At 63.4% G+C, this 20,878-nt stretch carries 24 protein-coding genes; 17 read left to right on the top strand and 7 right to left on the bottom strand.

The window, feature by feature from the left end:
* Positions 1-95: 95 nt before the first annotated feature.
* The 6 genes from BLS26_RS19825 to BLS26_RS19800 all read left to right on the top strand — a co-directional run bounded on the left by BLS26_RS19825 (position 96) and on the right by BLS26_RS19800 (position 5,613).
* The gene (locus tag BLS26_RS19825; protein ID WP_092513889.1) at positions 96-1,079 is read left to right on the top strand and encodes a hypothetical protein; all 984 of its coding nucleotides are present in this window, start codon (positions 96-98) and stop codon (positions 1,077-1,079) included.
* Positions 1,080-1,163: 84 nt separating this feature from the next.
* Positions 1,164-2,573, top strand: a complete 1,410-nt coding sequence (locus tag BLS26_RS19820) for a cytochrome ubiquinol oxidase subunit I (RefSeq protein WP_092513887.1) — start codon at positions 1,164-1,166, stop codon at positions 2,571-2,573.
* Positions 2,570-3,580, top strand: a complete 1,011-nt coding sequence (gene cydB, locus BLS26_RS19815) for a cytochrome d ubiquinol oxidase subunit II (RefSeq protein WP_092513885.1) — start codon at positions 2,570-2,572, stop codon at positions 3,578-3,580. The genes BLS26_RS19820 and cydB overlap by 4 nt, the downstream gene beginning before the upstream one ends.
* The gene (locus BLS26_RS19810; RefSeq protein ID WP_092513883.1) at positions 3,577-3,711 is read left to right on the top strand and encodes a DUF2474 domain-containing protein; all 135 of its coding nucleotides are present in this window, start codon (positions 3,577-3,579) and stop codon (positions 3,709-3,711) included. Before cydB ends, BLS26_RS19810 begins: the two co-directional genes overlap by 4 nt.
* 178 nt (positions 3,712-3,889) lie before the next feature.
* A complete protein-coding gene (locus tag BLS26_RS19805) occupies positions 3,890-4,489 on the top strand; it encodes a L,D-transpeptidase (protein ID WP_092518281.1) in 600 nt (199 codons plus the stop codon).
* A gap of 83 nt (positions 4,490-4,572) precedes the next feature.
* Positions 4,573-5,613 (top strand): amino acid ABC transporter substrate-binding protein, encoded by a 1,041-nt coding sequence (locus BLS26_RS19800; RefSeq protein ID WP_092513881.1) that lies wholly within the window; start codon positions 4,573-4,575, stop codon positions 5,611-5,613.
* A gap of 144 nt (positions 5,614-5,757) precedes the next feature.
* Here the strand turns inward: BLS26_RS19800 and BLS26_RS19795 are convergent, their stop codons facing one another.
* Both BLS26_RS19795 and BLS26_RS19790 read right to left on the bottom strand, forming a co-directional pair.
* Positions 5,758-6,897, bottom strand: a complete 1,140-nt coding sequence (locus BLS26_RS19795) for an acyl-CoA dehydrogenase family protein (protein WP_092513879.1) — start codon at positions 6,895-6,897, stop codon at positions 5,758-5,760.
* A gap of 129 nt (positions 6,898-7,026) precedes the next feature.
* A complete protein-coding gene (locus tag BLS26_RS19790; RefSeq protein ID WP_092513877.1) occupies positions 7,027-8,211 on the bottom strand; it encodes an acyl-CoA dehydrogenase family protein in 1,185 nt (394 codons plus the stop codon).
* A gap of 159 nt (positions 8,212-8,370) precedes the next feature.
* Here BLS26_RS19790 and BLS26_RS19785 point away from each other — a divergent pair, with 159 nt between their 5' ends.
* Both BLS26_RS19785 and BLS26_RS19780 read left to right on the top strand, forming a co-directional pair.
* Positions 8,371-8,916 carry a carboxymuconolactone decarboxylase family protein gene (locus tag BLS26_RS19785; protein ID WP_092513875.1) on the top strand — a complete coding sequence of 182 codons (546 nt, stop codon included), beginning with the start codon at positions 8,371-8,373 and terminating at the stop codon, positions 8,914-8,916.
* Positions 8,917-8,982: 66 nt separating this feature from the next.
* Positions 8,983-9,477, top strand: coding sequence for a VOC family protein (locus BLS26_RS19780; RefSeq protein WP_092513873.1), 495 nt, complete (start codon positions 8,983-8,985; stop codon positions 9,475-9,477).
* Between the two features lie 71 nt (positions 9,478-9,548).
* Here the strand turns inward: BLS26_RS19780 and BLS26_RS19775 are convergent, their stop codons facing one another.
* The 5 genes from BLS26_RS19775 to BLS26_RS19755 form a co-directional block, all read right to left on the bottom strand.
* A complete protein-coding gene (locus BLS26_RS19775) occupies positions 9,549-10,784 on the bottom strand; it encodes an MFS transporter (protein WP_092513871.1) in 1,236 nt (411 codons plus the stop codon).
* A gap of 127 nt (positions 10,785-10,911) precedes the next feature.
* Positions 10,912-11,280: a nuclear transport factor 2 family protein gene (locus tag BLS26_RS19770; RefSeq protein ID WP_092513869.1), complete on the bottom strand. Its 369-nt coding sequence runs from the start codon at positions 11,278-11,280 to the stop codon at positions 10,912-10,914.
* 77 nt (positions 11,281-11,357) lie between these two features.
* The gene (locus BLS26_RS19765; protein ID WP_172804639.1) at positions 11,358-12,605 is read right to left on the bottom strand and encodes an MFS transporter; all 1,248 of its coding nucleotides are present in this window, start codon (positions 12,603-12,605) and stop codon (positions 11,358-11,360) included.
* A 176-nt stretch (positions 12,606-12,781) separates the two neighbouring features.
* A complete protein-coding gene (locus tag BLS26_RS19760) occupies positions 12,782-13,489 on the bottom strand; it encodes a DUF938 domain-containing protein (protein ID WP_092513865.1) in 708 nt (235 codons plus the stop codon).
* Between the two features lie 60 nt (positions 13,490-13,549).
* The gene (locus tag BLS26_RS19755; RefSeq protein ID WP_092513863.1) at positions 13,550-13,912 is read right to left on the bottom strand and encodes a helix-turn-helix transcriptional regulator; all 363 of its coding nucleotides are present in this window, start codon (positions 13,910-13,912) and stop codon (positions 13,550-13,552) included.
* Positions 13,913-14,066: 154 nt separating this feature from the next.
* Between BLS26_RS19755 and soxC the strand changes: the two genes are divergently transcribed.
* The 9 genes from soxC to BLS26_RS19710 all read left to right on the top strand — a co-directional run bounded on the left by soxC (position 14,067) and on the right by BLS26_RS19710 (position 20,762).
* A complete protein-coding gene (gene soxC / locus BLS26_RS19750; RefSeq protein WP_092513861.1) occupies positions 14,067-15,368 on the top strand; it encodes a sulfite dehydrogenase in 1,302 nt (433 codons plus the stop codon).
* A complete protein-coding gene (locus tag BLS26_RS19745; protein WP_092513859.1) occupies positions 15,352-16,050 on the top strand; it encodes a c-type cytochrome in 699 nt (232 codons plus the stop codon). Before soxC ends, BLS26_RS19745 begins: the two co-directional genes overlap by 17 nt.
* 63 nt (positions 16,051-16,113) lie before the next feature.
* Entirely contained in the window at positions 16,114-16,437 is a 324-nt protein-coding gene (gene soxX / locus BLS26_RS19740; RefSeq protein ID WP_092518280.1) for a sulfur oxidation c-type cytochrome SoxX, read from the top strand.
* 43 nt (positions 16,438-16,480) lie between these two features.
* Complete coding sequence (gene soxY / locus BLS26_RS19735; RefSeq protein ID WP_092513857.1) at positions 16,481-16,972, top strand: thiosulfate oxidation carrier protein SoxY; 492 nt, start codon at positions 16,481-16,483, stop codon at positions 16,970-16,972.
* 77 nt (positions 16,973-17,049) lie between these two features.
* On the top strand, positions 17,050-17,361 hold the full coding sequence (gene soxZ, locus BLS26_RS19730; protein ID WP_092513855.1) for a thiosulfate oxidation carrier complex protein SoxZ: 312 nt from the start codon (positions 17,050-17,052) through the stop codon (positions 17,359-17,361).
* Positions 17,358-18,218, top strand: coding sequence for a sulfur oxidation c-type cytochrome SoxA (gene soxA, locus BLS26_RS19725; protein ID WP_092513853.1), 861 nt, complete (start codon positions 17,358-17,360; stop codon positions 18,216-18,218). Before soxZ ends, soxA begins: the two co-directional genes overlap by 4 nt.
* A complete protein-coding gene (locus BLS26_RS19720) occupies positions 18,215-18,523 on the top strand; it encodes a hypothetical protein (RefSeq protein ID WP_371360649.1) in 309 nt (102 codons plus the stop codon). Before soxA ends, BLS26_RS19720 begins: the two co-directional genes overlap by 4 nt.
* Positions 18,524-18,558: 35 nt before the next feature.
* Positions 18,559-20,304, top strand: coding sequence for a thiosulfohydrolase SoxB (gene soxB / locus BLS26_RS19715; RefSeq protein ID WP_092513851.1), 1,746 nt, complete (start codon positions 18,559-18,561; stop codon positions 20,302-20,304).
* Between the two features lie 11 nt (positions 20,305-20,315).
* Positions 20,316-20,762, top strand: a complete 447-nt coding sequence (locus tag BLS26_RS19710) for a hypothetical protein (RefSeq protein WP_092518278.1) — start codon at positions 20,316-20,318, stop codon at positions 20,760-20,762.
* Positions 20,763-20,878 lie beyond the last annotated feature (116 nt).

The following is a 20,878-nucleotide window of genomic DNA, read 5'->3' as shown; positions in this document are numbered from 1 at the left end:
CACTATCTACACACGCGGCTTTGACTTGCCGCGTTGCTACCGCACGCTTTTGCCGCTTGACGTGGTCGAGCCGGCCGTGATGTTTGCCGCAGACAATGGATGCCGCGACAAACCCACATGAAGTTCGGCTGCGCAGGGGATCCTCGCTCAGCGAAAGGCTGGTCTGGGCGGGCTCCGGCGGCGCGGTGCTGCTGATCGTCGTTCCAGGCCTTGTGACCTGGGCTTCGGGCGGGCCGCCACTCGCCGCTGCGTTCTGGGCGGTGCCGCTTGGGGTATTCCTGATCGGCGTTGCCGCACTCGAAAGCAACGTGGTCTGGATCGTTACGCCCGACGGCATCGCGATCGGCGAGCAGCACCCGATGGGACAGGTCCGCAAGCGACTGATCGGCATTCACGACATCGCCGATGTCAGCGTCTGCAAGAGCAGATTCAGCTATCCCAAAAGTTTCAGCCTGCGATGCACGCTTGCATCAGGAGACGTTCTGGTCTCGCCGCCGCTGCCCGACATCACGCGCGTCAACGAAACCGCCGCGATGGTTGCGCGGTTGCTTGACCTTCCTGACACCGCATTCGTCGACAATCCGTTCGATGCCGCCAACACCGAGATCGTTCTTCGCTCGCCGGTCAGTCTCGATGTCGGTTGGCTCATTCGAATGGCCGTGCCGCTTCTGGCTACCCTTTGCAGCCTCCCGTTTCTCGTCGCGTTCGGGATCGGCGAGTCGGAACTGGCGCTCGGACTGCTTTTGCCGCTCGGCCTGATCGTTGCCATTTCGCTCTATCGCTACACGCACCGGCTTTCCGGCACGCGCTGGATCGTCCGGCATGGCGATATGCGCATCGAACGGATTTCGTGGAACGGCCGGCTATTTGCCGAAACGATCAGGTCAGGCGACGTCGCCGGCATCGATGTCGACAAGTCCAGTACCAGGGGCCAGACTTTTACCGTCAAGATCCGCCTGCACACGGGCCAGACCTTCCACAGCCCAACCAGGCACGATGAAAACGGCGCACAGGCCGTGCGCGCAGAAATCATTCGGCGTCTCAAAAGCCCTCCGGATGCCGGAATACCGACCGGATAGCGGACCTCTGCTGCAAAAGGCGCGGTACTGTTGCCGCATCCCCCATGCTAGGCTGCACGCTGGGGCTACGACGGACGGTGCGCGATGTTCGAAGGTTGGGATGCGGTCGTATTGGCCCGGGCGCAGTTCGCCTTCACGATGTCGTTCCACATCATATTCCCCGCCTTCTCGATCGGGCTCGCCAGCTATCTGGCGGTGCTCGAAGCGCTATGGCTCGCGACCAGGCGCGAGGTCTTCATCAACCTCTTCAATTACTGGCTCAAGATCTTCGCGGTGGCCTTCGGCATGGGCGTGGTGTCGGGCATCGTGATGTCCTACCAGTTCGGCACCAACTGGTCGGCCTTCTCGGACAAGACCGGTCCGGTGATCGGTCCGCTGATGGCGTATGAGGTGCTGACCGCGTTTTTCCTGGAAGCGGGCTTCCTCGGCGTCATGCTGTTCGGCCTCGAACGGGTCGGCCACCGCCTGCATTTCCTGGCGACGCTGATGGTCGCGATCGGCACGCTGATTTCGGCGTTCTGGATTCTGTCCGCCAACTCCTGGATGCAGACGCCTACCGGCTACGCCATCAATGCCGACGGGCAATTCGTCGCCGCCGACTGGTTCAAGCTGATCTTCAACCCGTCATTCCCGTACCGGCTCGTGCACATGGTGCTGGCGGCCTACCTCACCACTGCGCTGGTGGTCGGCGCAGTCGGCGCGTTTCATCTGCTGCGAGACCGCCACCTCGCCGGCGCCCGCGTGATGTTCTCGATGGCGATGTGGATGGCGACGTTAGTGGCGCCGATCCAGATTCTGGCCGGCGACCAGCACGGGCTCAACACGCTGGAGCATCAGCCGACCAAGATCATGGCGATGGAGGGTCATTTCCAGAGTCACAAGGACGGCGCGCCGCTGATCCTGTTCGGCTGGCCCAACCAGACCGCGGGCAAGGTCGACTATGCCATCGAAGTGCCGAAGCTGGGTTCGCTGATTCTCAAGCATTCGCTCGATGCGCCGCTCGCCGGCCTCGATACCGTGCCGCGCGAGAACTGGCCGCCGGTGCCGATCACGTTCTGGTCGTTCCGCGTCATGGTCGGGTTGGGATTCCTGATCATGGGGCTCGGCCTGTTCAGCCTGCTGATGCGCCTGCGCGGCAAACTCTATGAAACGCGGCTGCTGCATATGTTCGCGATGGCAATGGGCCCCGCCGGCTTCATCGCCGTGCTGGCCGGGTGGATCACCACCGAGACCGGACGGCAGCCGTTCACGGTGTACGGCCTGTTGCGCACGGTTGAATCGGCTTCCCCGCTGGCGGCACCTGCGGTGGCATCGTCGCTGATCGCCTTCATCATCGTCTACTTCGCGGTGTTCGCGGCCGGCGTGATCTACATCCTGCGCCTGATGGCCTCCCCGCCGCATCACGGCGAACAGGGACCGCGCAGCGACATCCCGGCGCGCGCCGCCGGCATCACGCCCGCCGCGGGCGCCGTTCCCGAAGGAGCCGCGCGATGATCCCGATCGATCTTCCCACCATCTGGGCCTTCATCATCGCCTTTGCCGTGTTCGTCTATGTGGTGATGGACGGCTTCGATCTCGGCCTCGGCATCCTGTTTCCGCTGTTTCCGCAAAAGGCCGACCGCGACGTCATCATGAACAGCGTCGCGCCGGTCTGGGACGGCAACGAGACCTGGCTGGTGCTCGGCGGCGGCGGCATGATGGCGGCGTTCCCGCTGGCCTATGCGGTGCTGATGCCGGCGCTGTACACGCCTGTCATTGCGATGCTGCTCGGGCTGGTGTTCCGCGGCGTCGCCTTTGAGTTCCGCTGGCGGACGTCGCAAACCGGCCGCAATCGCTGGGACATCGCCTTTGCCGGCGGGTCGCTGCTGGCGACGCTGGCGCAGGGCATCGCGCTCGGCGCCATCCTGCAGGGTGTGCATGTCGACGGACGGCATTATGCCGGCGGCTGGTGGGACTGGCTGACGCCGTTCAGCATCCTGACGGGGGCTGCGCTCGTCATCGGCTATGCGCTATTGGGCGCGACGTGGCTTGTCATGAAGACCGAAGGCGCGTTGCGTGATCGCGCCTATCACCTGAGCTGGCTGCTGCTGCTCGCGATGCTCGGCGCGATCGGTGCCGTCAGCATCGCCACGCCGTTCCTGCACGTTCAGTACACCCAGCGCTGGTTTGCCTGGCCGAATGTCATCCTGACCGCACCGGTGCCGATCGCGGTGGCCGGCGTCACGGTGTTGCTGCTGCGCAGCCTCGCCAACAAATACGACTACCAGCCGTTCTTCCTGACGCTGGCGCTGTTCGCGCTGTCCTATGCCGGCCTCGGCATCAGCATGTACCCCTATATCGTGCCGCAGAGCATCACGATCTGGCACGCGGCCTCGCCCGAGAACAGCCAGATCTTCATGCTGTTCGGCGTCGCCGTGCTGGTGCCGTTGATCCTGGGCTACACCGCGTGGGCCTATTGGGTGTTCCGCGGCAAGGTGAAGCCCGAAAGCGGCTACCATTGACGCCGCCACCGGAGCCAAATCCGCGCTCGCTGGCGCAGCGCCTGCTCTGGCTCGCAGCCCTCTGGCTCGGCGGGGTCGGCACCGTCGCCCTGATCTCATTTGGCCTGCGGCTGTGGATCGCGCCGAAATGAGCGGATCGTGACACCCCCATGAAATCAGTGGTTCGACAAAAATAGAAGGTATTTCAGCGACCTATCCGCCACATTCGCCCTAAACTTGCCATCAAGCTGGCCCTGAGATTTGATGGTTCCGCTGATTTGGCCAAACTCGGCTGGTTGGGCCCAAACCGCCACGAAGGAGAACTCCGCGATGACGAAGTTTCGGCACCTGATCTGGATGTTGATCGCAACAGCCGGTCTGATCCTTTCGGCCTCGCAGAGTCAGGCGCAATTGCGCCAGCCCGACGTTGGCGACCAGCCGGGGTTGCTGGCAGACGACTCGGTCGAGCTGGATCCGGAGTACAGGAAGACGGCCGTGCTCTATCGCACCAACGAACCGGCCGGCACCATCATCATCTCCACCGCGGAGCGCCATCTCTATCTGATCCAGGGCAATGGCCGCGCGCTGCGCTACGGCATCGGCGTCGGCCGCGACGGATTTACGTGGCAAGGGCTGGTGAACATCACGCAGAAGAAGGAATGGCCGGACTGGACGCCGCCGCCGGAAATGATCCAGCGCCAGCCCTATCTGCCGCGCTTCATGGCCGGCGGACCGGGCAACCCGCTCGGCGCGCGCGCGATGTATCTCGGCACCACCGTCTATCGCATTCACGGCACCAACCGGCCCGACACCATCGGCACGGCCGTCTCCTCCGGCTGCTTCCGGCTGGTCAATTCCGACGTCGCCGACCTCTATGAGCGCGTTCCGGTCGGCACCAAGGTGATCATCCGGCAGAAGCCGGAACTGTAACGGCGACGCCAGCGCTCTGCTGGCCGATCTCTTCCGATCCATCTGTTAGCCGATCCATTTCCCTGAAATTGGTGAGTTAGAAAATGCTACGTACATTTCGAGGCGGCCTCCTGATTGGTCTGGCGGTCGCAGCCGCGATCCTGGCCGGCGCCATCACCTATGAGCGCTATGACACCAAGACCCTGAAGCGAACGCTCCGCCGCGGCGAAGTGCTGTGCGGCGTCAACAGGGGCCTGCCCGGCTTCTCGGCCCCCGACGACAAGGGCGACTGGGCCGGCTTCGACGTCGATTTCTGCCGCGCGGTGGCGGCGGCGATCTTCGACGATCCGAAGAAGGCGAAGTTCGTGCCGCTGGACGCCAGCGAGCGCTTCAAGGAGCTGCAGAACCGCACGGTCGACATCCTCTCGCGCAATTCGACCTGGAGCATGTCGCGCGAGACCAATTATGACCTCTATTTCCCCGCGGTCGCCTATTATGACGGCCAGGGCTTCATGCTGCCGCAGTCACGCAAGATCGATTCCGCGCTGGACCTGAACGGCAGCAAGGTTTGCGTCCAGGACGGCACCACCACGCTGCTGAACCTTGCGGACTATTTCCGCGCCAACAACATGAAATACACGGAGATGAAGTTTCCGAAGCTGGAAGAGGTGGTCAAGGCCTACGAGTCCGGCAAGTGCGACACCTTCACCGCCGACATTTCCCAGCTCTACGCGCTGCGGCTGAACCTGACCCAGCCGGCCGACCACGCCATCCTGCCGGACGTCATCTCCAAGGAGCCGCTGGCTCCCGTGGTGCGTCAGCGCGACGACGACTGGATGATGCTGGTGAAGTGGACGCTATATGCGATGATCAACGCCGAGGAGCTCGGCGTCACCTCGAAGAACATCGACGAGGCGCTGAAGTCGAAGAAGCCGGACGTGATGCGGCTGGTCGGCACCGAAGGCACCTACGGCGAAGACCTCGGCCTGCCCAAGGACTGGGCCGTCCGCATCATCCGCCACGTCGGCAATTACGGCGAGGTCTACGAGCGCAACGTCGGTTCGGGATCGCGGTTGAAGATTCCCCGCGGCCTGAATTCGCTGTGGAGCGCCGGCGGCATCCAGTACGCCCCGCCGATCAGGTAAGGCTGCCGCCACCCGCACAACTCGTCATCACCCGCGAAAGCGGGTGATCCAGTACGCCGCGGCCGTTCGGTTCGACCTCAGACGTCTCTGGAATACTGGGTCGCCCGGTCAAGCCGGGCGATGACAGCGGTGCTTGACGCGGCCTCAATAGCTCTTCATCCGCGCCAACTGATCGGCGTGGTAATTGCTGTCCCCGAACAATTCCTGGCAGACCCGCGCGCGCTTCATGAAGAAGCCGATGTCGAACTGGTCGGTCATGCCCATGCCGCCATGCATCTGCACGCCTTCCTGCACCGCCCGCGTCGCGGACGTGCCGGCGCGGGCCTTGGCGACCGCGACCGCAGCACTGGCGTGATCGAAATCGCCGTCGAGCGTCTGCAGCGCCTTCAACACCGCGGCGCGCGTGATCTCGATATCGATATAGAGCTCGGCGGCGCGGTGCTGCAGCGCCTGGAATTCGCCGATCAATTTGCCAAATTGCTTGCGCTCTTTCAGATAGGTAACGGTGCGGCCGAACACTTCTTCGCTGAGGCCCACCATTTCCGACGCCACCGCGCCACGGCCGATATTGAGCAGGCCTTCCAGCAGCACCCCGCCCTGATCGACCTCGCCGAGCACGTGATCGGCGTTGACCTCGACATCAGCGAATTCGATCCGCGCCGCATTATGCGAGTCCACCATCGCAGTACGTTCGATCGCAATGCCCTTGGCCTTGGGATCGACCAGGAACAGCGTCAGCCCGTCGCGCTCGCCGACGGCGCCGCCGCTGCGCGCCGCCACGATCAAGAGATCGGCGGTGTGGCCATCGACCACGAAGGCCTTGGCGCCGTTCAACTTGAACCCGTTGCCGGAACGCACCGCCTGCAACTTGATTTGCAGCGGGCGATGCTTGGCGCCTTCGTCAACCGCGAACGCGGCCAGCAGCGAGCCGTCGGAAATTTTCGGCAGATGCTGAGACTTCTGCGCCTCGCTGCCGCCGCGCGACAGCGCGGAAGCGGCCAGCACCGCGGTCGACAGAAACGGCGACGGCATCAGGGTGCGGCCGATTTCCTCCATCACCACGCCGGCCTCGACGCAGCCGAGCCCGCTGCCGCCGAAATTCTCCGGCACCAGCAGGCCGGCAAAGCCCATCTCGGCAAATGCCTTCCAGAGGTCGCGGGAGAATCCCGTAGCGTCCTTGGCGTCGCGCAGTTGCCGCAGATGCGACACCGGCGCCTTGTCGCTGATGAGGCCGCGCGCGCTGTCGCGCAGCATGGATTGTTCTTCGGTGAGGACGAGTGCCATTGGTGGGATTCCGGTTCAGACGTTACGTAAATTTATTTGGTCGTCATTCCGGGGCGCGTCGAAAGACGCGAACCCGGAATCTCGAGGTTCCGGGTTCGACGCTTCGCGCCGCCCCGGAACGACTGATGCCTACGCCCCCGGCAAATCGAGGATGCGCTTGGCGACGATACCGAGCATCACCTCTGAGGTGCCGCCCTCGATCGAATTGGCCTTGGTGCGCAGCCAGGCGCGCGGGCGGGCGCCGCCGCGCGAGCGTTCGCTTTCCCATTCCAGCGCATCGGCGCCGCCGGCCGACATCAGGATTTCGTAGCGGCGCTTGTTGAGCTCGGTGCCGTAATACTTCATCGCCGAGGAAAACGCCGGATGCGACTGGCCGGCCTTGGCAAGATCGACCGCGCGCTCCGCCGCTGCCGACAGCGCCGCCTCGTCGATCTCGAAAGTCGAAATCTGGCTGCGCAGCATGGAATCCTCCAGCCGGCCCTGCTCGTCGGTGCCGACGGAGTCGGCGGCGACCTGGCCGAGCGGCCGGCCGACGCCACGCTCGCCCATCCCCGAGATCATCGCGCGTTCGTGCTGCAGCAGATACTTTGCGACATCCCAGCCGCGGTTGACGGTGCCGACCACATGCGATTTCGGCACGCGTACACCGTCGAAGAAGGTTTCGCAGAACGGCGAGTAGCCGGAGATCAGCAGGATCGGCTTGGTCGTCACGCCTTTCGACGTCATGTCGAACAGGATGAAGCTGATGCCGTCGTGCTTCTTCGCCGACGCATCCGTACGCACCAGGCAAAAGATCCAGTCGGCATGGTTCGCATACGACGTCCAGATCTTCTGGCCGGTGATGACGAAATCGTCGCCGTCGCTCTCGGCGCGGGTCTGCAGCGAGGCGAGGTCCGATCCGGCATTCGGCTCGGAATAGCCCTGGCACCAGCGGATTTTTCCCGCCGTGATATCGGGCAGATAGGCTTTCTTCTGCGCCTCGGTGCCGTAGTGCAGCAGCGCCGGCCCGAGCATGGAAATCCCGAACGAGACCAGCGGCTGCCGCGCGCCGATCGCCGCCATCTCTTGGCGCACGATCTTGGCCTGCTCGGGATCGAGGCCGCCGCCGCCATATTCTTTTGGCCAATGCGGCACGGTCCAGCCCTTGTCGCGCATCCGCTCGAACCAGACGCGCTGCGGCTCGGACGAGAACTTGGCGTTGCGGCCACCCCAGAAGGTGTCGCTTTCCGACGTCATCGGCTTGCGCATCTCCGGCGGGCAGTTGGCCTCCAGCCAGGTGCGGGTCTCACGGCGAAAATTTTCCAGATCGGACATATCGGCGTTTCCATGTGGGAATGTTGGATCGACCTTAGCCATCGCATTGCGGAATTCAATACGTCTCTGCGCCGCGCCATGCTCTGGCCGCGGTGGTCACGATGGCTGATCGGGTGTATCGCAGGGCGCGCAACGATTGAAAAACAAGGGGAAACGGACATGCGGCTGAAGTTGCTTTCGCCAGGCGAAATGAACGCCGAGCAAAAAGAAACCTACGACGAGTCGATCGCCGGCAAGCGCGGCGCCCCGCCGGCGCCGATGATGGCCTGGCTCAACAGCCCCCCGATGGCCAAGCATGCCACCCGGCTGGGCGAGCAACTTCGCTTCAACACCATCTTTCCGGCGAAACTGTCAGAGATCGCGATCCTCGTCACCGCCCGGCACTGGACCTCGCATTACGAATGGTTTGCGCACAAGCGGCTGGCGCTGAAAGGCGGCATGGACCCTGACATCATCGACGATATCAGGGATCGCCGGACGCCTGACTTCGACGATCCAAAAGGCCAGCTGATTTATGAGGTCGCCAAGTCGCTGCACGAAGGCCACGGCATCTCCAACTCGCTGTACGACGAGGCCGTGAAAGTGCTGACCGAACGCGGCGTTGTCGAAGTCATCGGCCTGTGCGGCTATTACACCATGGTGTCGATGACGCTGAACACGTTCGAGTTCGGGCTGCCCGAGGGCGAAGTCTCCGACCTTGCGTGAGGGATGAACCCTGCATAGATCGCGTTCAGGCGCGATCTATGCCCGCAAGAGAGATAGAGAGACACCATGTCCGAAAATCCACCCATCATTGCCGGTACGCGGATCGGGCATGTTCACCTCAAGGTCGCCGATCTCGATCGCGCGCTGGGGTTTTATTGCGGCGTGCTCGGCTTCGAGGTGATGCAAAAGATGGGCTCGGCCGCAGCGTTCATTTCGGCCGGCGGCTATCACCACCACATCGGTCTCAACACCTGGGAGAGCAAGGGCGGTCATCCGCCGCCGCCGGGCACCACCGGGCTGTTCCACACCGCGATCCTCTACCCCTCGCGCCCGGCGCTTGCGGATGCGCTGCACCGGGTGATGCAGGCCGGCATCCAGCTCGACGGCGCCAGCGACCACGGCGTCAGCGAGGCGCTTTACTTGCGCGACCCCGACGAGAACGGCGTCGAGCTCTATCGCGATCGCCCGCAGGAAGAGTGGCCGCGCACGCCTGACGGTGTGCTGTCGATGTTCACGAAGCGGCTGGATCTCGACGATTTGCTGCGACAGAGGGAAAGCTAATCCTTCCGTCATTGCGAGCGCCGCGAAGCAATCCAGTCTTTCTTCGTGCAGCAAGATGGATTGCTTCGTCGCTACGCTCCTCGCAATGACGGCTTCCTTCCTCTCATCATAACCAGCACCGCAGCCGTCAACTCGACCCCGATGCAGCCGTAGAACGGCAGTGCGTAACTGCCGGACATATCGCGCAGCAGTCCGACCACGCCAGGGCCGAACGCGTAGGTGATCTGGTTGATCGCCGTGATCAGGCTGACCAGCACGCCGAACGAACGCGGGTCGAACTCGCGCTGCACGATCAGCGACGGCAGCGTGATCAGGTTGCCGACCGAAAATCCGAACACCGCGCAGGCCGCGATGACGGCAATATCATTGTGCACGTTGATCAGGACCAGCAGCGCGCCGGCCTGGCTGATGAACGACAGCGACGACGCCAGCCGCTGATGGAGCCGGTCGATCACAAAGGAAAACAATACGCGGCCGACCACCGCCATCGCGGTCAGGACGGCTACCGCTAGCGCTGCCTTCTCGCGCCCGATCCCCGAGTCCAGAAACGAGATCAGGTGAACGATGAAACCGACCTGCGCGAACAGCACCAGCGCGAACGCGATCGACACCGAGAGGAAGCCGATATCGCGAAACGCCCGCGCCCGGATCTGCGTCGGCGACGGCGCATCGGCCACGGCTACGGCACTCATATAGGCGTGGACCGGCGGTCGTCCGACGAAAATCAGGATCACCGGCACCATCAGCGCGACCATCACCACGGCGGCCGCGATCATCGCGCCGGAAAAGCCGAAATAGCCGATCGCCGCTACCAGCAGCGGCACGCCGACGATGCCGCCAAAGCTGGCGCCGTTCAGGGCCAGGCTGATCGCCATGCCGCGCTTCTTGTCGAACCAGAGCCCGAGCGTGTTGTTGATGATGCTGAGGCTGGTGCCGGCCCAGCCGAACGCCAGCACCGCGTTGGCGAGAAAAAGCTGCCACGGTTCTTTGACCTGACCGATCGCGACCGCGGCCGCGGCCATCGCGAAGGTGCCCGCGATCAGGCACTTGCGCGGCCCGAACGCCTTGATCGCCTCGGCGACAAAAGCGACCAGCGCCGCGCCGAACAGGTAGAAGAAGGTCGTGCCGGACGAGATCAGCGACGCCGGCCAGCCGTGCAGCCGATGCAGTTCGGCGACATAGACGCTCTGGCCGTAGAAGCCGAGCCCCCAGCCGAACGTCGCCAGCAAGAAGCAGACGACGACAATGCGCCAGCCGTCATAGCGGATGGAGGTTTCGTCCAACGTGATGTGACTGGAAGCGTCCAACGATCAACCCTCTTGAGCAGCGATCACACGCGAAGATGTTCTTCGCGCTTCTACTGCAGCAAGTCGATAGCCACCCTCAAAGGTGCAAGGGTCATCGCTTCGACGCGCATCGAACTGTCAGCAGCTGTCAGCTATCCGCCTTTGGCTTCGCCGGTTCATAGAAGAACCGCTCGCGGAAAATCCGGTCGCCACGCCATTCCTGCAATGCGACTTCATCGAACCGTCCGGTCTTGCCGGAATGATAGACGAATTCGAACACCCAGTTGATCGCGACCCGGTCGCCCTCGACCACCGACGCCACGCAGATCGAGGTCACGCTCTTGGCGCGCGCGAGTGCGGCGCGCTCATGCGCCACCAGCACGTCGCGGCCGACCCTGGGCGGGGCGGCGTTCTCCTGCATGCTGGCGTCTTCGGTGTAATAGCGCTCGATGGCGCCGTCATGGTCGCCGGAGACGACGGCCGCAATGAACTCATCGAGACGGGCGCGCGTCGGCATGGAACCTCCTGGCTTCTATGTTTGACGCGTTTCCTTCACGCGAACCGGTCCCCACTTCGCTTGGAAACGCTATGGAATCAATCGAATGCCGGCTCGGGAATTTCCTCGACCGCCTGCACGCTCGCCCGCCGCCTGGCGAACGACGCAAACAGCAAGATTCCGAGCCCGAGCAGCACCGGCGGGAACACCACCATGTTGACGGCGGACCAGCCGTAATGGGCCAGCAACTGGCCAGACGAGAACGAGCCCACCGCCATCATCCCGAACACCAGAAAATCGTTGAAGGCCTGCACCTTGTTGCGTTCCTGCGGCCGATGAGTCTCCAGCACCAGCGCGGAAGCGCCGACAAAGGCGAAATTCCAGCCGATTCCGAGCACGAACAGCGTCGCCCAGAAATGCATCGCGGTGATACCGGATAGCCCGATCGCCGCCCCCGTCGCCTCGAGAACCAGGCCGAGCGCAACGATTCTCGGCGCACCGAAGCGCGCGATCAGCGAACCCGTGAAGAAGCTCGGCCCGTACATCGCCACGATGTGCCACTGAATGCCGAAGTTGGAATCGCTGACGGTCAGTCCGCACATCTTCATCGCCAGCGGCGCCGACGTCATCACCAGGTTCATCATGGGATAGGCGATCACCCCGCACATGGCAGCGGCGATGAAGCGCGGCTGGCGCGCGATCTCGAACAACGGCCGGCCACCGTGCATATCGGCAGCCGCCGGCTTCGGCGCGTCAACGCCCGACAGCACCGCCATCGCCACCAGCGCGACCAGCGCCTGCATCACGAAACTAAAGGCGAACAGGTACGGCGGCCAGATATCCATGGTCCACTGCACGAGTTGCGGACCAAGCACACCGGCGAACACGCCGCCCGCCATCACCCACGATACGGCCTTGGGCCGGAACGCGGCGCTGGCGCCGTCGGCCGCCGCGAAGCGATAGGACTGCGACACCGCGCCATAGAGCCCCCCGAGGAACGTCGCGCCGCAAAACAGCCAGAACGATGCATGCAGGATCGCGAATGCGCCGAGCGCGCCGGTCAGCACGCCACAGAAGGTACCGATGATGAAGGCGACGCGGCGGCCATAGGCGCGCGAGATCGCGCCGGTCGGCAGCGTGCCGGCGGCAAGGCCGAGCACGTACATCGACAGCGGCACGGTCGCGAGCGAGATCGACGGCGCCAAGGTCGCGCCGACGATCGAGCCGGTGGCGAAAATCACCGCCGAATTGGCGCCGGTCAGCGCCTGCGCCGCGGCCAGCCGCAACACGTTGGCGCGCGCCCGCGCGTCGTCAGCGATCTCTTGCGTGGCTGTCGTATCCAACATCGGCATTCCCGCCCGGCAGGCCTTCCACGAAGGAAGCCTTGAATCATTTCCGGCACTATGAAGACGCGCGGCGAGCCGATCAACCGACGCAAACGGGCGCGCGCTATGCACCGGCGTCACCCTTTGGTGAGCGTCACCCTTCGGTGATCGAACGTCACCCTTCGGTGATCGCAGCGTCACCCCTCGGTGATCGCCCCCGCGTCACCCTTTGGTGGTCGCGCAAACACCAGAATCATGTTGTTGGCGGGCATTTGCACGGTTTCGACCAGCGCGAGGCCGACACGATCGGCCAATGCACCGAGCTCTCCGATGTCGCGCACACCCCATTCGGCATCGCGCTGGCGCAGGCTGGTGTCGAACACGGCGTTAGAGAGCGCGGTGTGCTTGCCGTCACGCTTGAACGGCCCGTAGAGATACAGTCGCCCGCCCGGCCGCAGATATCGCGCCGCACCGGCAAACAACCCCTGGGCCACGCGCCATGGCGCGATGTGAACGACGTTGGCGCAGAACACCGCCAGCAATTCACCGGGACCGCTGCCGTCCTGCATTGCTGGGCACCACGCAGGATCCGACAAGTCGATCGGCATGGGCGGACGAATGTTCGGCAGGCCTGCATGCGCACGCCAAGCCGCGATGCTACTCAGATGGCGCTCGTTGGTATCGCTCGGCCACCAGGTGATATCAGGCGTGTGCGTCGCGAAATGAACCACATGCTGGCCGGTACCGCTGCCGGCCTCCAGCACATCGCCGGATTTGCCGGCGAGGAATTTCTGCAGCACCGCCCAGATCGGCCCATGGTTGCGATGGAACGCCGCCGCATCCAGCCGCCCATCGGGCTCGACTGGCCGGCCATCCTTGCCGAATTCAACGACATATTCCGCCATGCCGGTCTTATACCGTATCCGCGGGCGATGGCCGCAACCAAAGTCGCGCCAGGCGGCGCGTCATTTCAGATCCCCGCAATAGATTTCCTTCAGCAATTGCAAGACGCGCAAGGCACGCTGGTCGACGACGCGGTAATGCAGCGTCTGCGCCGCCCGCCGGAATTCAACCAGGCCGTCGGCGCGCAATTTTGCAAGGTGTTGAGACAGCGCCGACTGGCTGAGCTTGGCGACGCCGACGAGTTCACCGGCGGTCATCTCGCCACGAACTGCCAGAAAACAAAGAACCAGCAGACGCTTCTCGTGACCCAGCAATTTGAGAAGTTGCGCGGCCGCACCAGCCTGCTTGGCGAGTTTCTTCAGTGAAGCCGCGTCGTCAGCGCTGGTCTTGGTGGGTGTCGTGCCTTTTGCCGCAGCCGCTCGCATCGCTTCATTTCCAGTCGGTACCAGCGCCGACCAAGGCGCCTGTGCGAGTTTACCGCGCCCACGGTTATTTAGCATTGACTAAATTAGCAAATGCCGATACGCCTGAAAAAAAGCAATAAATGATGCGGCGATGTGCCCGCGGAGGGAAAGAAACATGCGGCCCAGCGGCTGGCGCAGCATATCTGTATCGTCGAACGTTGCCGGCACGCCGCTCGGACGACGCTCCTTTCTGGGTCTCGGCGCCGCCTTGACCGGCAGCCTCGCGATCGGTGCGAGGCCAGCCCTTGCTGAGCCCGCGGCCGCCTCCCCGCCCGCGGATGCGCCCTGGTCGCAATCGATCGGCGCAGGCGTGGTCGATCGCCCCTATGGCAGGCCCGCCGACACCGAGGCCGGCGTGATCAGGCGCAACGTCCCGTGGCTGACCGCAGGCGCCGAATCTTCCGTCAGCTTTTCACCGTTGCAGGACCTGCACGGCATCATCACGCCCAATGGCCTGTTTTTCGAACGCCATCATGCAGGACGGCCAGACATCGATCCCGACCAGCACCGATTGATGATCCATGGCCTGGTCGAGCGTCCGCTGGTCCTCACCATGAAGGACATCGTGCGCTTTCCATCAACGTCGCGCATCCATTTCATCGAATGCCCGGCCAATGGCGGCATGGAATGGCGCGCCGCGCAGGTCAACTCGCTGCAGTTCAATCATGGCATGATCAGTTGCGCGGAATGGACCGGCGTGAAGCTATCGACCCTGCTCGACGAGGTCGGGGTCAGGAAGGAAGCGAAATGGGCGATGGTCGAGGGCGCCGACGGCGCGCACATGAACCGCAGCCTGACGCTCGACAAATGTCTCGACGATTGTCTCGTGGTCTACGCACAAAATGGCGAAGCGCTGCGGCCGGAACAGGGTTACCCATTGCGGCTGGTCGTGCCGGGCTGGGAAGGCAACGTCAACATCAAGTGGCTGCGACGGATCAAGCTTGGCGACAAGCCCTGGTTTTCCCGCGAAGAAACTTCGAAATATACCGACCTGATGCCGGACGGCACCTCACGCGGGTTCACCTGGCTGATCGACGCCAAGTCGGTGATCACATTCCCCTGTCCGGAAAAGCCGCTCAGTGGCCCAGGCCTCTATGAGATCAGGGGATTGGCGTGGACCGGCAATGGCAAGGTCAAACGTGTCGACGTCTCGACCGACGGCGGCGTCAACTGGCAGACCGCACGGCTGCATGAACCGGTACTGTCGAAGGCGCTGACAAAATTCACGCTACCCTGGCACTGGGATGGCCGGCCCGCGCTGCTGGAATCGCGGGCGATCGACGAAACCGGCTACGTGCAACCGACCATTGCGCAGCTGCGAACGCAGCGCGGGACGAATTCGGTCTATCACAACAATTCGATCCAGACCTGGCAGATCAAGCCTGACGGGAGCGTGTTCGATGTTCAGCTCGCGTGAGCATTCCTTCCGGGTCGGCTTTGGCCTGGTCTTTGGCTCGGTCTTGGGCCTGATCCTAGCCACCGACACCTTCGCGGGCGCAGCAGAGCCCGGGCGGTATTTTTATGGCAGCAAAGCCACGCCCGAACAGATCGCCGGATGGGAAATCGACGTGCGCGGAGACGACGGCGTCGGCCTGCCCGCCGGCAGCGGCACCGTCGAACGGGGCGCGGAGGTCTTTGCCGAGCAGTGCGCCGCCTGCCATGGAACCTTCGGCGAAGGCGAAGGCCGCTATCCCAAGCTCGTCGGCGGCCAGGGAACGCTCAGGGGGGAACGGCCCGAGCCGACGGTCGGCAGCTACTGGCCGTTTGCGCCGACCTTATGGGATTACATTAACCGCGCCATGCCGATGCCTGCGCCCCACACATTGTCAGCCGATGACGTTTATGCTTTGACAGCCTATGTTCTGAACCTGAACGACATCGTTCCAAATGAATTCGTTGCCGACAGGACCAGCCTGCCCACCGTCAAAATGCCCAATCGCGAAAGTTTCATCTGGACCGATCCAAGACCTGATACGATGGCCAAGCCATGCATGAACGCCTGCATCGATCCCGCGGAAACAAGGATTGTGTCCACGGCCGAAGGCAAGCAATTGACGCCGCGCACGACGGGACCGCTCGATACCATGCAGTCAAAGTAGAAAACGGAAACGCCATTGACCAAGCGCCTTTCAACGAAGCCCGTCACTAGTCCGGCGCTCGTCCTGCTGTTGCTGGCTGGTATCGTGGCATTCGCAAATCCTGCCCATGCGCAGTCGGCGGCCGCCGAAGGCCAGAAGATCGCCTTCGACCGCGGCAAGGGCAATTGCCTGACCTGCCATGTCATCAAGGGCGGCGACCTGCCCGGCTCGATCGCGCCGGAGCTGGTCGACATCAAGCACAAATATCCCAATCGCGCCGATCTCGTCGCCATTCTGACCGACGAAACCCTACGCAATCCGCTGACAGTGATGCCTCCGTTCGGACGAAACCGGATCCTGACCGAACAGGAGATCAACGCAGTGGTGGATTTCCTGCAGACGCTGTGACGCAAAGCCGTGGCGCGCGAGCGCACGCGTGAGGAGACTTTGGATGGACAGGACTGATACAAGGTTTTCGGCCACGCGGCGGCTGATCCTGCAAGGCGCCGGCGCGGTAGCCGTTATCGGCCTCGGCAACATTCCCTTCGTGAGCGGCGCGTTCGCCGCCGCCAACGACAAATATCCGGAAGAGGCGTTCAAGGCCAAAACCGAGGCGGATGCGATCAAGGCGCTCTACGGCAAGACCGCGGAGGCTTCCGACAAGGTCAAGATCGATGCGCCCGAGATCGCCGAGAACGGCGCCGTGGTGCCGGTATCGGTGACGACAACGCTTCCCGACGTGACCTCGATCTCGTTCCTGGTCAGCGAAAATCCGGTCGTGCTGGTGGCGTCCTACAGGATTCCGGCGGGCACGATGCCCAGCGTCGCCAACCGCATCAAGATGGCCAAGACCAGCAACGTCACCGTCGTCGTCGAAGCCGGCGGCAAGGTCTACAGCACCACCAAAGAGGTCAAGGTCACCGTCGGCGGCTGCGGCGGCTAGCGCGCATGATCCGGAAAAGTGGGAACCGGTTTTCCGACCAGATCATGCGCAAACTATAAAGCCAGGAGAATAACCAGATGGCATCGACCATTCGCGCGCGCGCAACTTCGAACGGCGACACCACCGAGGTGCAGGCGCTGATCCAGCATCCGATGGATTCCGGCTTCGTCAAGGACGCCAAGGGCGAGATCATTCCGCCGCATTTCATCCAGCAGCTGACGTTCGAATATGACGGCAAGAACGTTTTTGCGGCCGACTGGGGCGGCGGGGTTTCGAAAGACCCTTACGTCAAGTTCGCTTTCAAGGGCGGCAAGAAGGGCGACGATCTCAAGATCAGCTGGGTCGACAACAAGGGCGCGACCGACACCACCACGGCGAAGATTCAATGAGGCTCATGTCCGCGATCCCATTTGCCTCGGCAGCACTTGCGCTGGCTGTGCTGGCATTCGCTGCGCCGGCGCCTGCCGCCGACACCGTCGATCCGGTCAAGGATGCCAAGGCGTTCCAGAAATTCTTCACCGACAAGTTTCCCAAGGTGAAGCCGGAAGACTTCGTCAACGGTCCCTATTCGATGAACGAGGACCTGCACAAGCAATGGGAAGAGAAGGAACAGTTTCCGCCCTACGAGTTCTCGCTCGAAATGGGCAAGGAGATGTTCACGAAACCGTTCAAGAACGGCAAGAGCTATGAGGATTGCTTCCCGAACAAGGGCATCGGCATCCGCCAGAACTATCCCACCTTCGACGAGAAGGAAGGCAAGGTCGTCACGCTGGAGCTGGCGCTGAACCGCTGCCGCGAGGCCAATGGCGAGCCGGCGTTCTCCTATGTGAAGGACGAAATGGCGGCGCTGACCGCCTATATGGCCTTCACCTCGCGCGGCAAGCCGATGGATATCAAGATCCCCAACGATCCGCGCGCGCTCGAAGCCTACGAGAGCGGCAAGGAATATTTCTACACCCGCCGCGGCCAGCTCAATTTCTCCTGCGCCACCTGCCATGTGCAGAGCCCGGGCGAGCGCATCCGCGCCGAAGTGCTGGCGCCCGCGCTCGGCATTCTCAACGCGATGCCGATCTACCGTTCGGAATGGAGCGGCATGGGCACCACCAGCCGGCGCTTCACCACCTGCAACAGCCAGATCCGCGGCGTGCCGCTCAGTCCGCAGGACGACGAGTATCGCAACGTCGAATATTATCTGTCCTATGTCAGCAACGGACTGCCGATTTCCGGTCCGGGAGCGCGGCCATGAACATGCTTAAACCGGTTTTGGCTTCGATGCTTATGCTCGCAGGTTTAGCTGGCGCGTTCGCGGCCTCCGAGGACGACTACAAGGCGGCCTACGCCGCGGCTGAAGCGGCGAACAAGGAAGCAGCGGCCTTGCGCAACCAGTGGACCACGACGGCGGCAACGCTGGCCGCGGCGAAAAAGTCGGCCGAAGCCGGCGATTTCGACAAGGCCACCGCGGCAGCCAAGGAAGCCGAAGCGCTCGCCAAGGCCTCGAGCTTCCAGGCCACCAGCGAGAAGACCCGCTGGAAAGACCTGGAAATACGCTGAGCGGCGAGCAGAATGAGCCACGCGCGGAGAGACGCATGACCATCCGCCGCCGGGATTTCCTGACGCTTGCGGGCGCTGCAACGCTCACCGGCAGCCTGCCGCGGCTCGCGCGCAGCGCCGACAGCGCCTACGATCTCGACCGCTTCGGCAATGCGCGCATCCTGCACATGACCGATGCGCATGCGCAGCTCAAGCCGGTCTATTTCCGCGAACCGAGCGTCAATATCGGCATCGGCTCGATGCAGGGCAACCCGCCGCATCTGGTCGGCAAGGCTTTTCTCGATCGCTTCGGCATCCGCCCTGACAGCGCCGATGCCTACGCCTTCACCTTTATCGAATTCGAGAAGGCCGCCGCCCGGTTCGGCAAGCTCGGCGGCTTCGCGCATCTGAAGACGCTGATCGACCGGTTGCGCAGCGACGTCGGCGCGGGGCGCTCGCTGCTGCTCGACGGCGGCGATCTCTGGCAGGGCACTGGACTTGCCAATGCCATGCAGGGCGCCGACATGGTGGACGCCGCCAACCTGCTCGGCATCGAGGCGATGACCGGCCATTGGGAATTCACCTATGGCGAAAAGGTGCTGCGCGACAATCTCGAGCGCTTCAAGGGCGAGTTCCTGGCGCAGAACGTCTTCCTCACCGAGGAAGCCGCCTTCAACGACGCCAAGGCGTTCGATCCGGCCTCAGGCCGCGTGTTCAAGCCGTCCGTCATCAAGGAAATCGGCGGTCACCGGGTGGCGGTGATCGGACAGGCATTTCCGTACGTGCCGATCGCCCATCCCAAGCGTTTCACACCGGACTGGAAGTTCGGCATCCGCGACGAGGAACTGCAAAAACTCGTCGACGGACATCGCAACAATGACAAGGTCGATGCGGTGATCCTGCTGTCGCACAACGGCATGGATGTCGACCTCAAGCTCGCCAGCCGCGTCACCGGCATCGACGTCATCCTCGGCGGACACACCCATGACGCCGTGCCGCAGCCGATCACCGTGACCAATGCGGGCGGCGTCACGCTGGTCACCAATGCCGGATCGTACGGCAAATATCTCGCCGTGCTCGATCTCGATATCGCCAAGGGCAAGGTCGCCAATGTGCGCTACCGGCTGCTACCGGTGTTCGCGGAATTGCTGAAGCCCGATCCGGCGATGCAGGCGCTGATCGAGAAAGCCCGCGAACCCCATGCGGCCGCGTGGGGCGACAAGATCGCCGCCGCCGACCGCCTGCTCTACCGCCGCGGCAATTTCAGCGGCACCATGGATCAACTGATCTGCGACGCGCTGCGCGGCGAGCTCAACGCCGAGATCGCGCTGTCGCCCGGTTTCCGCTGGGGCACCACGGCGCTGGCGGGCCAGCCGCTGACGATGGAAGACGTGCTGGCACAGACCGCCATCACCTATCCCGAGACCTACGTCGCGACCATGACCGGCGCCCAGATCAAGGACGTGCTCGAAGACGTCTGCGACAATCTGTTCAACCCCGATCCCTATTACCAGCAGGGCGGCGACATGGTCCGCGTCGGCGGGCTTTCCTACGCCTGCACGCCCGCGGAGACCGTGGGCAAGCGGATCTCCGAACTGAAGCTCGACGGCGGCCGCACACTGGAGGCCGGCAAGAGCTACAAGGTGGCGGGCTGGGCCTCTGTCAACGAACAGAAGGGCGCGCCGGTCTGGGACGTGGTTGCCAACCACCTCAGATCGGGCAAACCGCCGAACCGAAACGCGCCGGGCGTCACGCTCAAGGGCGTCGACGACAATCCCGGCATCGCGGGACTTCATCAGTGAGGGGCTTTTCGATCATCCTTCGTCTGCTGGCCGCGGCGCTGTTGATCGCCACGTCGGCGACGCTGGCGCGCGCCCAGCAGGTGCCGCTGCAGGACAAGCCGTTCGCCGAGCACAAGGTCGTGCTGCAACTCTCCGACAATGACCCGAAGAAGCAGGGCATGGTGATCAGCGTCGCCAATAATCTGATGAAATTCTACGACCCCGACAAGGTGGCGGTCGAGATCGTGGCGTTCGGCCCCGGCATCGAGCTGCTGCGCCCGGAAAATCCCAACCGCAAGCTGGTCGAAAGCCTGGTCGCGCAGGGCGCGCGGGTCGATATCTGCCTCAACACCGTCGATACGCTGGAGCGCGAAACCGGCAAGCGCCCGGACTACATCGCCGCCGCCACGCCGGTGCAGGTCGGCGTCGCCCAGATTCTGTTCCTGACCGAAAACGGCTACACACTGGTGCGGCCCTGACCGTCAGCCCCACCGTCATTGCGAGCGAAGCGACTTGTCCGCCGAAGCTCAACGAGCGAAGGCGGAAGCAATCCAGACTTCCTCCGCGAAGGTCTGGATTGCTTCGTCGCTTCGCT

Origin of the sequence: Afipia sp. GAS231 (genome assembly GCF_900103365.1) — a bacterium.
In the GTDB taxonomy this organism is placed as follows: Bacteria; Pseudomonadota; Alphaproteobacteria; order Rhizobiales; family Xanthobacteraceae; genus Bradyrhizobium.
This window is presented reverse-complemented; position numbering and strand designations above follow the sequence as displayed.

Bases quoted from the DNA above. Each gene is read 5' to 3' on its own strand.
- cydB (WP_092513885.1), top strand. From the start codon at position 2,570: ATGATCCCGATCGATCTTCCCACCATCTGGGCCTTCATCATCGCCTTT.
- BLS26_RS19755 (WP_092513863.1), bottom strand. From the start codon at position 13,912: ATGCGAGCGGCTGCGGCAAAAGGCACGACACCCACCAAGACCAGCGCT.
- BLS26_RS19770 (WP_092513869.1), bottom strand. From the start codon at position 11,280: ATGCCGACGCGCGCCCGTCTCGATGAGTTCATTGCGGCCGTCGTCTCC.
- BLS26_RS19800 (WP_092513881.1), top strand. From the start codon at position 4,573: ATGCTACGTACATTTCGAGGCGGCCTCCTGATTGGTCTGGCGGTCGCA.
- BLS26_RS19760 (WP_092513865.1), bottom strand. From the start codon at position 13,489: ATGGCGGAATATGTCGTTGAATTCGGCAAGGATGGCCGGCCAGTCGAG.
- BLS26_RS19745 (WP_092513859.1), top strand. From the start codon at position 15,352: ATGTTCAGCTCGCGTGAGCATTCCTTCCGGGTCGGCTTTGGCCTGGTC.
- soxZ (WP_092513855.1), top strand. From the start codon at position 17,050: ATGGCATCGACCATTCGCGCGCGCGCAACTTCGAACGGCGACACCACC.
- BLS26_RS19790 (WP_092513877.1), bottom strand. From the start codon at position 8,211: ATGTCCGATCTGGAAAATTTTCGCCGTGAGACCCGCACCTGGCTGGAG.
- BLS26_RS19805 (WP_092518281.1), top strand. From the start codon at position 3,890: ATGACGAAGTTTCGGCACCTGATCTGGATGTTGATCGCAACAGCCGGT.
- BLS26_RS19795 (WP_092513879.1), bottom strand. From the start codon at position 6,897: ATGGCACTCGTCCTCACCGAAGAACAATCCATGCTGCGCGACAGCGCG.
- soxC (WP_092513861.1), top strand. From the start codon at position 14,067: ATGCGGCCCAGCGGCTGGCGCAGCATATCTGTATCGTCGAACGTTGCC.
- BLS26_RS19825 (WP_092513889.1), top strand. From the start codon at position 96: ATGGATGCCGCGACAAACCCACATGAAGTTCGGCTGCGCAGGGGATCC.
- BLS26_RS19820 (WP_092513887.1), top strand. From the start codon at position 1,164: ATGTTCGAAGGTTGGGATGCGGTCGTATTGGCCCGGGCGCAGTTCGCC.
- BLS26_RS19780 (WP_092513873.1), top strand. From the start codon at position 8,983: ATGTCCGAAAATCCACCCATCATTGCCGGTACGCGGATCGGGCATGTT.
- soxB (WP_092513851.1), top strand. From the start codon at position 18,559: ATGACCATCCGCCGCCGGGATTTCCTGACGCTTGCGGGCGCTGCAACG.
- BLS26_RS19720 (WP_371360649.1), top strand. From the start codon at position 18,215: ATGAACATGCTTAAACCGGTTTTGGCTTCGATGCTTATGCTCGCAGGT.
- BLS26_RS19785 (WP_092513875.1), top strand. From the start codon at position 8,371: ATGCGGCTGAAGTTGCTTTCGCCAGGCGAAATGAACGCCGAGCAAAAA.
- soxY (WP_092513857.1), top strand. From the start codon at position 16,481: ATGGACAGGACTGATACAAGGTTTTCGGCCACGCGGCGGCTGATCCTG.
- BLS26_RS19765 (WP_172804639.1), bottom strand. From the start codon at position 12,605: ATGTTGGATACGACAGCCACGCAAGAGATCGCTGACGACGCGCGGGCG.
- soxA (WP_092513853.1), top strand. From the start codon at position 17,358: ATGAGGCTCATGTCCGCGATCCCATTTGCCTCGGCAGCACTTGCGCTG.